Origin of the sequence: Pseudomonas sp. (assembly GCF_035497915.1) — a bacterium.
Lineage (GTDB): Bacteria > Pseudomonadota > Gammaproteobacteria > Pseudomonadales > Pseudomonadaceae > Serpens.
In genome coordinates, this window is record NZ_DATJCS010000036.1 from 1 (window position 1) to 12599 (window position 12599).

The 12599-nt window shown below is 67.2% G+C and carries 11 protein-coding genes and 1 pseudogene; 7 read left to right on the plus strand and 5 right to left on the minus strand.

The features are described from left to right. Positions 1-560, plus strand: a 560-nt coding sequence (locus VL129_RS10240) for an autotransporter outer membrane beta-barrel domain-containing protein (protein WP_325412720.1), incomplete at its 5' end; no start/stop codon positions are given. A 298-nt stretch (positions 561-858) separates the two neighbouring features. Continuing rightward, positions 859-3735 carry an autotransporter family protein gene (locus VL129_RS10245; RefSeq protein ID WP_325412721.1) on the plus strand — a complete coding sequence of 959 codons (2877 nt, stop codon included), beginning with the start codon at positions 859-861 and terminating at the stop codon, positions 3733-3735. Between the two features lie 100 nt (positions 3736-3835). Here the strand turns inward: VL129_RS10245 and trpA are convergent, their stop codons facing one another. Continuing rightward, the gene (gene trpA / locus VL129_RS10250) at positions 3836-4642 is read right to left on the minus strand and encodes a tryptophan synthase subunit alpha (RefSeq protein WP_325412722.1); all 807 of its coding nucleotides are present in this window, start codon (positions 4640-4642) and stop codon (positions 3836-3838) included. Next, complete coding sequence (gene trpB, locus VL129_RS10255) at positions 4639-5850, minus strand: tryptophan synthase subunit beta (protein WP_325412723.1); 1212 nt, start codon at positions 5848-5850, stop codon at positions 4639-4641. Before trpB ends, trpA begins: the two co-directional genes overlap by 4 nt. A gap of 108 nt (positions 5851-5958) precedes the next feature. Between trpB and VL129_RS10260 the strand changes: the two genes are divergently transcribed. From VL129_RS10260 to VL129_RS10275, 4 genes and pseudogenes are all read left to right on the plus strand, one after another. Beyond that, positions 5959-6843: a LysR family transcriptional regulator gene (locus VL129_RS10260; protein WP_325412724.1), complete on the plus strand. Its 885-nt coding sequence runs from the start codon at positions 5959-5961 to the stop codon at positions 6841-6843. A 125-nt stretch (positions 6844-6968) separates the two neighbouring features. Beyond that, positions 6969-7184 (plus strand): dodecin, encoded by a 216-nt coding sequence (locus VL129_RS10265; protein WP_027588671.1) that lies wholly within the window; start codon positions 6969-6971, stop codon positions 7182-7184. A 9-nt stretch (positions 7185-7193) separates the two neighbouring features. Next, positions 7194-7412: pseudogene (locus VL129_RS10270) on the plus strand (DUF1161 domain-containing protein); the annotation flags it as partial. A gap of 126 nt (positions 7413-7538) precedes the next feature. Further along, positions 7539-9635 carry an acyltransferase family protein gene (locus tag VL129_RS10275; protein WP_325412725.1) on the plus strand — a complete coding sequence of 699 codons (2097 nt, stop codon included), beginning with the start codon at positions 7539-7541 and terminating at the stop codon, positions 9633-9635. Between the two features lie 3 nt (positions 9636-9638). Here the strand turns inward: VL129_RS10275 and VL129_RS10280 are convergent, their stop codons facing one another. From VL129_RS10280 to VL129_RS10290, 3 genes are read right to left on the minus strand one after another with little or no spacing between them, the layout of a single operon-like run. Then, complete coding sequence (locus tag VL129_RS10280; RefSeq protein ID WP_325412726.1) at positions 9639-10634, minus strand: LLM class flavin-dependent oxidoreductase; 996 nt, start codon at positions 10632-10634, stop codon at positions 9639-9641. Positions 10635-10651: 17 nt separating this feature from the next. Continuing rightward, positions 10652-11074 carry a PA0061/PA0062 family lipoprotein gene (locus tag VL129_RS10285; RefSeq protein WP_325412727.1) on the minus strand — a complete coding sequence of 141 codons (423 nt, stop codon included), beginning with the start codon at positions 11072-11074 and terminating at the stop codon, positions 10652-10654. After that, positions 11056-11466 carry a PA0061/PA0062 family lipoprotein gene (locus VL129_RS10290; protein ID WP_325412728.1) on the minus strand — a complete coding sequence of 137 codons (411 nt, stop codon included), beginning with the start codon at positions 11464-11466 and terminating at the stop codon, positions 11056-11058. Before VL129_RS10290 ends, VL129_RS10285 begins: the two co-directional genes overlap by 19 nt. Before the next feature lie 109 nt (positions 11467-11575). Between VL129_RS10290 and VL129_RS10295 the strand changes: the two genes are divergently transcribed. Then, positions 11576-12589 (plus strand): aminopeptidase, encoded by a 1014-nt coding sequence (locus VL129_RS10295; RefSeq protein ID WP_325412729.1) that lies wholly within the window; start codon positions 11576-11578, stop codon positions 12587-12589. Positions 12590-12599 lie beyond the last annotated feature (10 nt).

Sequence of the window (12599 nt, forward strand, 5' to 3'; positions counted from 1 at the left end):
TGGATGGCAGCCTGACCTATGGCCAGAACGCCAACGAAGGCGAGCGTCTCATCGCCACCACCCTGGCCAAGGCCGACTACGACAGCTCGCTGCTCGGCGTGAACCTGACCGCGGGCTACACCTACCCGCTGCAGGGCACCGTGGTGGTCGAGCCGCAGGTCACTGCACGCTACAGCAACGTGGAGATCGACGAGATCGAGGAAACTGGCTCCTCCGCTGCGCTGAACACCGAGGCCCAGCGTTATGAAGTGGGTGAGCTGGGTGCCGGTGTGCAACTGGTGGGTCGCATCGATCTGGAGCAGGGCAGCATCTCGCCGCGCATCAAGCTGATGGCCTACCACGACCTGATCGCCGACCAGGCTGCCTCCACCTCGGCCTTCGTGCTGGGTGGCACGCCGTTCGTTACCTCTGGCGCCAAGCCCGAGCGCAACAGCTACGAAGCCGGCCTGGGTGCCGACTACCGTCTGGGCGCACTGACCCTGGGTGTGAGCTACGACTACTTCGGTAAGTCCGACTACAGCTCGGACACCTTCTCGGCCACGGTGCGTTACGACTTCTAACCGAAGTCGGCAAGCCCCGTCCCGTGCAATGCGGGGCGGGGCCTTATCTGACATCGGCTTTGCGCCGAGCCCCATCTTCCGTCCAGTGCGATGGCGCAGACTTCCTACTGGCGCCTTGGCGCCATCGCCGGAATTCCGCCGTTCAGTTGGGATGACGACTTAGTCATTAAAGGATTCCCCGCGCCTTTCTTTTTGATTAGCCTACCCACGCACATATATGGCCAATTGGCATTATTCGCCCCCGCGATGGTAGTAGCGCCCAGGGAATCGTTTGTTCGTAATTAGGGATTTTCCATCAATGAATACTCCAGCTGTATTTCGCAAAACACTACTTGCGCTCGCCGTGACCGGGGCGACCATGCCCGTGCTTGCCCAGACTTTGGGTCAGGATGGCTTATTGCTACAGGATGCCGTTGCGCCGGTGGAAGTCACTGGCAGTTTCAACGGGGCGTTTGCCGTTGATTCAGATGCAGCCCGATATGCCGTGATCGAAGGGGGCGAGTCTTCGTTTGGTGGCCACCTGACCTTCAAGACCGACATTGATGCCCAGGGTGACGGCATTGCGGCCATTGAACTGTGGGACCCAACGATCAATGGCGATGTGCTTCTGGCCGGCACGACCAAGGTGACAGGCGGCGACTTCACCGAGTTCAATGATGGTGAGCTGGATACTTGGGGTGTACACGGCGTGGTGATTACTGGCGAACTGGAGAACAACCAGTTCCTCGGTGAGATCCGCGGCAGCCTGCGTCACACCGGCACCCTCGAGGTGGAAGGCACCGGAAACGCTGAGGTAGTCGGCCTGTATCTGAGCGAGGTGGCTACCGAAAGCGTGAATAACGAGGGGCGGATCACGGTCAAGGGTCACCAGGCCATCGGCCTGAAGGTGGAGTCCAGCCGGATTGAGGGCGAGGGTCTACGCAACGACGGCACGATTGAGGTGCAGGGCGCCGGGGCGCAAGGGATCGAAGTCTCCGATTTCCGTTCGAATCATTTGGGTTACTCGGAATACAGCGTTTACAACTCTATCCGCCAAGGCCTCACCAATCAGGGCACCATCAAGGCAGCCGGGGAAGATGTCGTTGGCATTCACCTGTGGGATGTCCACATGGCTGGGGTCATCAACCGGGGTGAAATTCGGGTTGAAGGTGACCGTTCCGTCGGCGTGGATTTCGACTATGTCTCCTCCGTGGCAGGGCTGAACAACAGCGGCACCATCGTTGCCAGCGGCGCCAATGCGTATGGCGTACTGGTGGACGGCGCCCGCTTCTACCGGGTCAATTACGGCAATGGCGCCAGCAGCGAAGCGTTTGGCCACGACGGTCGGCAGATTCGCAACAGCGGCCGGATCGAGGGCGAGGACACCGCCATCGCGGTCGGCGCATTCAGCTTCAGCACCAACGACTATGGCACTCCCTCGGATACGGAGGTGGTGATTGTCAACAGCGGCACCCTCAAGGGCGGCCGGGCGGCGATCGATGCTGCCTGGGACGACGACGGCAGCGTCCAGGGTGGCCCGGTGCGGCTGGAGTGGGACGGTGGCAGCATCGCTGGCGACTTGATCGGCCTGAGCATGATCGATATCGATGGCCAAGTACGCTACGGCGCGGTGAATAACGCCAACCGAAATTCAGCGCACATCGAGATGGCTGCGAATGGCCGTGTGAAGTTGGCGCGGGACGCCAGCCTGGAACTGCTGGGTACGCATACCGCGCTCAAGGGCGATCTGGCGCTGGGGCAAGGCGCTGCGCTCAATCTGAATCTGTTCGATGATGCCGAGCGGAAAACCGATGCCAACCAGGCCATTCTGGGCGTGAACGGCACTGCTACCTTCGCTGAAGGTTCGCGGGTGACCTTCAAGGCCGACAACGCGGCCTTCACCGCTGACGACACCACCTATGTCCTGCTTGAGGCGACTGAACTGGTGGACAACGGCCTGGCCGTGGCCAGCAATTCGCTGCTGCTCAAGCTGGTAGGCGAGCCCGAGGTGGATCTGGACAACGACCAGATTCGCGTGACCGTGACCGGCAAGGGGGGCAGCGACGTTGCGCAACTGCTTGAAGGCAGTGGTGCTTCGGGTGCCGCCGCAGCGGCGGCCGGTGAATTCACCAACCTGCTCTTCAGTGGCGGTGCCATTGCCGAAGACGATGCGGTGCGTAACGCCTTCATTGCCGCTATGGATGAAAGCGCCGACTCAACGCAACGTCGCCGCCTGCTCACCCAGCTGGCTCCGGAGCTCAATGGGGGGACTCAGCGCGCGGCGATCAGCGGCCAGAGTCTGGTCAATTCGGTCACTGCGGGGCGCACCAGTGCGCTGCGCGGCCTGTCCTCCGGCGACCAGCCGCAGCAGGTTGGTGTGTGGATCCAGCGTCTGGACAGTGATGCCACCCAGGACCCGAGCGCGGGTGTGAATGGCTACGACACTGCCAGCAGCGGTATCGCCTTCGGTGTGGACGGCACCCGCGACAATCTGACCATGGGTGTGGCCTACAGCCTGCTGGAAACGGATGTCACTGGCGTGGACAACAAGGCGACCGTGGATTCCTATGGCTTTGCCATCTATGGCGGCTGGAGCAGCGGCGCCTGGTTTGCCGACGGTGCGTTCAACTACGCGCTGAGTGAGAACGAAGGTACGCGCACCATCGCTACCACCACGGCCAAGAGCGAATACTCCGGCTTGCTGGTGGGCGGCCACCTGAGTGTCGGCTACAACCTTCAGCTGTTGCAGGGGCTGCCGGTGCTCAATGGACTGACAGTACAGCCGCAAGTCGCCGCGCGTTACAGCCGTGTGGATATCGATGCCTATGAGGAAGCGGGCACGTCGTCCGCACGGCGTGCCTACGAAAAGCAAACCTTCCAGGTAGGGGAACTGGGCTTCGGTGCCCGCGTGGCCGCGACCATCGGCTTGCCCTATGGCAGCCTGCAGCCGAGCGCCAAGGTCATGTACTTCAGCGACCTGATCGGTGACACGGTAAGCACCACATCGGGCTATGTGCTGGGTAGCACGCCGATGGTGACCTACGAAGGTATCGAGCCGGAAACCAGCACCCTGGAAATCAGCCTGGGTGTGGACTACCGGATGGGTAACTTCACGCTGGGCGGCAGTTACGACCGCGCCAGCAAGTCCGACTTCACTGCGGATACCCTGCTCGCCAAGGTGCGTTACGACTTCTGATGCGCCCTTACCTGCCCTGTGCTCCGGCGCAGGGCAGGCACGAAAAAGCCGCTGCCTCCTCTCGGATGCAGCGGCTTTTTTTCGGGGGCTGGAGAAGGCTTCAGCGCGCCCCGCGCACCCCCGCCGCCAGCTCACTGCACAACGCCAGCACGTCATGGATGGCCTGCTTCGGCGTGTCGGCCTTGGCGATGCGGTCGACCAGCGCCGAGCCGACCACCACGCCATCGGCGCGGCGGGCGACGTCGGCGGCGTGTTCGGCGGTGCGGATGCCGAAGCCGATGCACAGCGGTAGGTCGGTGTGGCGGCGCAGGCGGGCGACGGCTTCGTCGACCTGTTGCATGCTCGCCGAGCCGGCACCGGTCACCCCGGCCACCGACACGTAGTAGACGAAGCCGGAGCTGCCGTTGAGCACCACCGGCAGGCGTGCATCGTCGGTGGTCGGCGTGGTCAGGCGGATGAAGTCGAGGCCGGCGGCCTGGGCCGGGTCGCACAGGTCGGCGTTGTGCTCCGGCGGCAGGTCGACCACGATCAGACCGTCCACGCCGGCGGCCTTGGCATCCTCGATGAAGCGCGGCACGCCGTAGTGGTGGATCGGGTTGAAATAGCCCATCAGCACGATCGGCGTGCTCTGGTTGTCTTCGCGGAACTCGCGGACCATCTGCAGGGTTTTCGCCAGGTTCTGGCCGTTGCCCAGCGCGCGGATGTTGGCCAGCTGGATCGCCGGGCCGTCGGCCATCGGATCGGTGAACGGCATGCCCAGCTCGATCACGTCGGCGCCGGCTTCCGGCAGGCCCTTGAGGATGTGCAGGCCGGTGGCGTAGTCCGGGTCGCCGGCGGTCAGGAAGGTCACCAGCGCGGCGCGGTTCTGTTGCTTCAGTTCGGCGAAGCGGGTCTGCAGGCGGCTCATGCGCGGGTCTCCTCAAGCTTCAGGTGGTGCATTACGGTCTGCATGTCCTTGTCGCCGCGGCCGGACAGGTTGATCACCATGAGGTGGTCCTTGGGCAGCTTGGGCGCGCGCTTGAACATCTCCGCCAGGGCGTGGGACGACTCCAGCGCCGGGATGATGCCTTCCAGGCGGCAGCACTGGTGGAAGGCGCTCAGCGCCTCGTCATCGGTGATCGGTACGTACTCGACGCGGCCGATATCGTGCAGCCAGGCGTGCTCGGGGCCGACGCCGGGGTAGTCGAGGCCGGCGGAAATCGAGTGGGCGTCGATGATCTGCCCGTCGTCGTCCTGCAGCAGGAAGGTGCGGTTGCCGTGCAGCACGCCGGGGGTGCCGCCGTTCATGCTGCTGGCGTGCTTGCCGGTGTCGATGCCGTGGCCGGCGGCTTCCACGCCGACGATCTGCACGGAGGCGTCATCGAGGAACGGGTGGAACAGGCCGATGGCGTTGGAGCCGCCGCCGATGCAGGCGATCAGGCTGTCGGGCAGACGGCCCTCCTGCTCCTGCAGCTGGGCGCGGGTTTCCTTGCCGATCACCGCCTGGAAGTCGCGCACCATGGCCGGATACGGGTGCGGGCCGGCGGCGGTGCCGATCAGGTAGAAGGTGTCGTGCACGTTGGTCACCCAGTCGCGCAGCGCCTCGTTCATGGCGTCCTTGAGGGTGCCGGTGCCGGCGGTGACCGGAATCACCTCGGCGCCGAGCAGCTTCATGCGGAACACGTTGGCCTGCTGGCGATCGATGTCGGTGGTGCCCATGTACACCACGCACTTCAGGCCGAAGCGCGCGGCCACGGTGGCGGTGGCCACGCCGTGCATGCCGGCGCCGGTCTCGGCGATGATGCGCTGCTTGCCCATGCGCCTGGCCAGCAGGATCTGGCCGATGCAGTTGTTGATCTTGTGCGCGCCGGTGTGGTTCAGCTCCTCGCGCTTGAGGTAGATCTTCGCGCCGCCGCAGAACTCGGTGAGGCGTTCGGCGAAGTACAGCGGGCTGGGGCGGCCGATGTAATCACGCTGGAAGTAGGCCAGCTCCTTGAGGAACTCCGGATCCTGCTTGGCCTTCTCGTATTCGGCGGCCAGTTCGTGGATCAGCGGCATCAGGGTTTCGGCGACGTACTGGCCGCCGAAGCTGCCGAACAGGCCCTTGGCGTCGGGTCCGTTGCGTAATGAGGTCATGGGTAGGCTCCTGGATCGAGGGGCGTTGCGGCGATGGCCAGACCTTAACCAATCCCCGGCGCTTAAAAAAGCGATAAGATCGCCGCAACCCGTCAGGAAAACTCACCTATGGTCGCCTCGCTACCACCGCTCAATGCCCTGCGCGCCTTCGAGGCCGTGGCACGTCTTGGCAGCCTGAAACGCGCGGCCGACGAGCTGCATGTGACCCACGGTGCCATCAGTCGGCAGCTCGCGAATCTGGAGCAGACGCTCGGGGTGGCGCTGCTGGAAAAGGAAGGTCGTGGCGTAAAACTCACCGATGCCGGCGTCCGTCTCGGCGCGGTGGCCAGCGAGGCCTTCGAGCGTGTGGCCGCGCTGTGCGCCGAACTGCAGCATCAGGCCGCCGAGGCGCCCTTCGTGCTCGGTTGCCCGGGCAGTCTGCTGGCGCGCTGGCTCATTCCGCGCCTGGACCGTCTGCAGCGCGAATTGCCGGAGCTGCGCCTGCAGCTCTCGGCCAGTGAGGGCGAGCTGGACCCGCGCCGCGCCGACCTGGACGCCACCCTGTGGTTCGCCGAGCCGCCCTGGCCGGCCGATGTCGCCGTGTTCGAGCTGGCCGCCGAGCGTATCGGCCCGGTGCTCAGCCCGCACCATCCCCGGGCGGCGCAACTGAGCACGGCGGCGCCGGTCGCGCTGCTGGGCGAGGCGCTGCTGCACACCGTATCGCGGCCCCAGGCGTGGCCGACCTGGTTGCGCAGCCAGGGACTTGAGCCCGGGCAGCTGCGCCTTGGCCAGGGGTTCGAGCATCTCTACTACCTGCTGGAAGCCGCCTTGGCCGGCCTGGGCGTGGCCATCGCCCCGCAGCAACTGGTGGCCGACGACCTGGCCTCTGGCCGCCTGCTGGCGCCCTGGGGCTTTGCGGAAACCCCGGCGCGGCTGGCCCTGTGGGTGCCGCGCCGGCGCCTGGATCGGCGCGCCGAGCGGCTGGCCGACTGGTTGCGCGCCGCGCTGGCCTGACGCGCGCGACTGGCGTAACGGCGGGGCTTTTCTATGCTGTTGCGAGCCTGCCCGGGCGCACTCATCCAGCGGTCCGCTGTCCATGTCCGTACGGGCCTGAGGCCCTTCATCAGGAGAGCGGCGACATGTCGGATCATCACACCTACAAGCTGGTCGAGCTGGTCGGCACCTCCCCCACCAGCATCGAAGACGCCATCCAGAGCGCACTGACCGAGGCGGGCAAAAGCCTGCGCCTGCTGGAGTGGTTCGAAGTGGTCAGCACGCGCGGGCACATCGTCAACGGCGCGGTGGGGCATTTCCAGGTGACCCTCAAGGTCGGCTTCCGCATCGCCAACAGCTGAGGGGGCGCCATGAAACTGCTGCCGATCCTCGTTCTGCTGCTGCTCGGCACCGAGCTCCAGGCCGCCTCCAAGCCCTGCGAGGAGCTCAAGGCGGAAATCGCCGCCAAGCTGGAAGCGCGCGGTGTGCATGAGTATCAGCTGGAAATCACCAACCCCGGGGGAGCCGTGGGCTGGACGGTGGTTGGCACCTGCGAGGGTGGCACCAAGGAAATCCTCTATCGGCGCGGCCGCGCCGAGCTGCCCGAGACCCTGCCGGGCGACGAACACCCCGAGACGGCGCCGTTGCTCGACGACGCGCCTGAGGGCGGGCCGTCGTCGCCGCCCGAGCCGATCCGGCCGTTGCCCTGATCCGCCATGGCTCAGGGAGGAGTGGCCGACAGCGCAACGGAAGGCATGATCCGGCGCGGTTTCCAGGAGCTCTCCGCAGGCGACCACCAGGAGCTGCTGCACCCCTATCGGGACAGCCGCTTCCGCGATGACGTGCAGGGCATGCGCGCCCTCGGCGCGCTGCTGATCCTGATCTTCCACCTGTGGGTGCACAAGGTATCCGGCGGGGTGGACGTGTTCTTCGTGGTCTCCGGATACCTGATGGGCGGGGTGCTGCTGCGCCAGGCCGCCAGCCGGGGACGGCTGCGGCCGCTGGAGTTCTGGGCCAGCGTGGTCCGGCGGGTGGCGCCGGCGGCCTACCTGGTGTTGTTGTGCACGGTGCTGTTCAGCTACCTGTACATTCCGGCGCCGTTCTGGCGCACCGTTATCGACGACCTGCTGTTCAGCGCCCTGCAGGTGGAAAACCTCCACCTGATGCGCAGCGGCGTGAACTACCTGGACAGCCAGTCGCCGCCCGGCCCGTTCCAGCAGTTCTGGGCGCTGTCCATGCAGATTCAGTTCTACCTGCTGCTGCCGACGCTGCTGGCTCCTGCCCTGTGGCTGGCCCGGTGGTGGAGCTCGCGGCTGCCGCTGTTCCTGGTCATCGGCGCCCTGGCCCTGCTCTCCTTCGCCTATGGCCTGTGGACCACCCAGGAAAACCCGGCGCGCGCCTACTTCGATACCGTAGCCCGGCTCTGGGAGTTTCTCGCCGGCGTCCTGCTGGCGCTGACCCTTCCGCTGCTGCGTCCGCCTGCGCCCGGGCTGTGCCGGGCGCTGTCGCTGTTGGGTCTCGCGTTGCTGCTGGGCACCGGCCTGCTGCTGCCGCGTGAGAGCGCCTTCCCCGGTGTGGTTGCGCTGCTGCCGGTGCTGGCCGCCGCGCTACTGCTGTACGGGGGCACCCGGCGCGATGGCTCGCTGGTCCAGCGACTGCTATCCACCCGCCAACTGGTCTACCTGGGTGGCGTGTCCTTCACCCTCTACCTCTGGCACTGGCCGCTGCTGGTGTTCATGCGCCATCTGCACGGTGTCGACCAGGTCAACCTGCCGCAGGGCCTGCTGGTGATCGGCCTGGCGCTGCTGCTGGCGATCTTCACCAACCTGCTGGTGGAAGGCCCGGCGCGGCGTATTCCGCGCAGCCAGCCGTGGCGCGCCTTCATGCTGGGAGTGCTGTGCCTGCTGCCGGTGTTCGCGCTGTGGGTGGTGGGCAAGCACCTGATCCTCGACACGCTGCGGGCGGCGGAACGGGAGCGGGTCGCGGCGGGCTTCTTTGCGGGCGCCGGCATCAGCCTGCAGGACAACGCCCGGGACGTGCCGCTGGCGCGCTTCATGGGCGTCAAGCGCGACATCAGCCCGGCCGCCCGCGAGACCTGCGATCGCGGCATGCTCAGCGCCGAGATCATCCTGTGCACCTTCGGCGACCTGGAAGCCGGCCCGCTGGTGGTGCTGGTCGGCGGTTCACATGTGTCGCAGTGGGAGCCGGCCTTTTCGGAAATCGGCCGGCGCTACGGCTTCCGGCTGGTGACCATCAGCATGTCGGCCTGCTCGCTGGGCTACCAGCCGGTGGCCTTGCGCAGCGCCGACTGCCAGCGCTGGAACGCCGGCCTGCTGCCGGTGCTGGCCGCGCTGCGCCCGGATGCGCTGATCACCACCGCCACCCGCGCCGATCCGCCGGGCGCGGCACCTGCCATCGAGTTCGTACCCGACGGGCTGGTAAGCAGCCTGCGGGACATCCTGGCGCTGGGCATTCCGGTGATCGGCATTCGCGACAACCCCTGGTTCGTCCGCGATCCCAACGCCTGCGTGTGGCAGAACCCGGCGCGCGCCACGCGCTGCGCCCGCGCGCAGCGCGAGGTGCTGCTGGCGGGGAATCCGGCCCGCGCGCTGGAGACGCAACTGCCGGGCTTCCACGCCCTGGACCTGACCCATCTGCTGTGCGTGGACGGTCGCTGTCCCGCCTACTTTGAGGGTCATCTGATGTGGCGCGACCGCAATCATCTGACCCGTTCCTTCGTCCACTACATGGCCTCGGCGGTGCAGGCGGCGCTGGAGGCGCAGGCGCCCGTGCTGCCGAGGCGCGCGCCTTAGCCGTCAGCGCAGGCCGGCGAGGATGTCCAGGCTGCGCAGGCGCGCGGCGTTGTCATAGAGATCGCAGGTGAACATCAGCTCGTCCGCCCCGGTGCGCGCCAGCAGCAGCTCCAGACGCTCGCGGACCCGCTCCGGCCCGCCGATCACCGCCACGCCGAGGAAACTGTTCACCGCCTCCTTCTCCTGCGGCTGCCACAGGTCGCGCATGTCGGGCACCGGCGGCTGCATGCGCAGGCTGTGGCCGCGGATCAGCGCCAGCACGCGCTGGTAGAGGGTGGTGGCGAGGAATTCGGCCTCCTCGTTGCTGTCCGCCGCCACCAGCGGCACGCCGAGCATCACCTGCGGGCGGTCGAGCACGTCGGAGGGCTGGAACTCCTCGCGGTACAGGGCGATGGCCTGCTGCAGGTACTGTGGCGCGAAGTGCGAGGCGAACGCGTAGGGCAGCCCCCTGGCGGCGGCCAGGCGCGCACTGAACAGGCTGGAGCCCAGCAGCCAGATCGGCACGCGACTGTTGATGCCCGGCATGGCGATCACCGCCTGGCCGGGCTGGCGCGGGCCGAGCAGCATCTGCAGCTCCTCGACATCCTGGGGAAAGTCGTCCGGGCTGCCCAGGCGATCGCGACGCAACGCGCGCGCGGTGAACGGATCGGCGCCGGGCGCGCGACCCAGGCCGAGATCGATACGCCCCGGATAGAGCGCTTCCAGCGTGCCGAACTGTTCGGCGACCACCAGCGGTGAATGGTTGGGCAGCATCACGCCGCCGGCGCCGATGCGGATGCGCGAGGTGCCGCCGGCCAGGTAGCCGATCAGCACGGCGGTGGCCGAGCTGGCGATGCCGTCCATGTTGTGGTGTTCGGCCACCCAGAAGCGCTCGAAGCCCAGCGACTCGGCGTGCCGGGCCAGCTCAAGCGCATCGTGCAGGGCGTCGGCCGGCGTGCCGTTGTCGCGGATCGGCGCCAGATCGAGAATGGAGAAGCGGGTATCGGCGAGGCGACTCATGGGGTGACTCCGGGAAATCAGAACGGCCGGCAGCGTAGCACTTCGGCGCGCGCCAGCGGTTCATCGCGCTCCGCCCCATACAGCCAGCCCTGGGCCTTGAGGGCCAGCGGTCGGGCTTCCAGGCGATAGTGCCGACCGGCCTGGAAATGCGCGTAGCGCAGGCGCAACTCGCAGACCACCCGGCGCGGCTCGCCGAACAGGCCACTGCCCTGGCGGCTGTCGTACTGGTAGCGCACCAGCAGTTCATGCTCGCCCGGGGTGACCTGCAGATCGTTGCTTTTGTCGAGACGCTGGCCGTCCAGCCGCTGGGCGCTGATGACATCCGCCGGCGGCGCGTGCAGGCTGATCCCGGCGAGCAGGGGATCGACCGGGGCAGGTGGCGTGGCGCAGGCGCCCAGCAGCAGCGCCAGCGGCGCCATGCTCAGCCGCCGCTGCGACATCCCTGTTCCGTGCCGCGCGCGACCAGCCGATCATAGGGATCGTAGAGGCGCACCCAGGGTCGGAAGCCATGCTGTCCGGCCTGCAGGCGGTAACGCTGGCCGGGGGTGAAGTCGTGATAGTCCAGGGTCAGGCGGCAATCACGGCGGTGCGGCGTGTCTCGGCCGATATCGCGGGGATTGACGTCGAAGTGGTAGCGAACCGCAAGCTGGTGAGCGCCGGGGGCGAGGCGAAAGTAGCTCCGGCTCCAGGGCGAGCCGTCCAGTTCCACGGCCAGCAGGCGATTGTCGGCGCCGCTCTGCAGATCGACCCAGGCACGCTCGGCGTCCGGGCCGGAGAGCAGGGCGCAGCCCGGTAGAAGCAGCAGACAGAGACTCGGCAGGGTGACGCGCATGATGGACTCCGGTCGACGGCGTAGGGGGCCAGGAAAACCTACAGCGGCCAGCGGAAAGGCGCGGCGATTCAGGGTTCTCGACCGCGGGCCGGGCCGCGCGGTTCCCTGGTTGCTGTGCCTGTGGCTCAGCGGCTGCGTCAATCTTGGCTACTACCAGCAGTTGGCAAGTGGTCAACTGCAACTCCTGCGCCAGCGCGAGCCGGTGTCCCGGGTGCTCTCCGACGAGCGGCGCGACCCCCAGCTGCGCGAGCGTCTGGACCGGGCGCTGCAGGCCAGGCGCTTCGCCAGCCAGGTGCTGCGGCTGCCCGACAACCGCAGCTACCTGAGCTACGTCGAACTGGACCGGCCACACGTGCTCTGGAGCCTGATGGCCACGCCGGAATTTTCCGTGGAGGCCAGCCCGCAGTGTTTCCCGCTGGCCGGTTGCGTGGCCTACCGGGGCTACTTCCGCCGGGAACTGGCCGAGGCCGCGGCCGAGCGCCTGCGCGCCCGCGGCCTGGATGTCTGGCTGGGTGGCGTGGACGCCTACTCGAGCCTGGGCTGGTTCGCCGATCCGCTGGTCAGCAGCATGCTGCGCCGCGACGACGAACAACTGGCCGGGCTGATCTTCCACGAGCTGGCGCACCAGCGCTTCTATCTGCCGGGCGACACCGCGTTCAACGAGTCCTATGCCAGCTTCGTCGAGCGCCAGGGCTTGCGTGAATGGCGCGCGCGGCGCGGCCTGCCGGCGGCGGACGACGCGGCGGAACGGCGGCAGACGGCCTTCGTCGCGCTGCTGCTGGAGACTCGCGAGCACCTGCGCGCGCTGTACGCCTCGCCGCGCTCGGTGGAGGCCCAGCGCCAGGCCAAGGCCGAGGTCTTCGCGCAGCTGCAGGTCGACTATCGCCGGCTGCGCGACGCCGGGCAGGTGGCCAACTACGACGGCTTCATGGCGCGGCCGCTGAACAACGCCAGCCTGCTGCCCTTCGCGCTGTACGACCAGTGGGTGCCGGCCTTTGCGCGGCTGTTTGCCGAGGTGGGCGAGGATTGGTCGGCCTTCCACGACACGGTGCGGCAACTCGGCGACCTGCCCACCGAGGAGCGCCGCCGCCGGCTGGCGGCTCTGTTGGAAGCGGGCTTGTAGGGCCGGACTT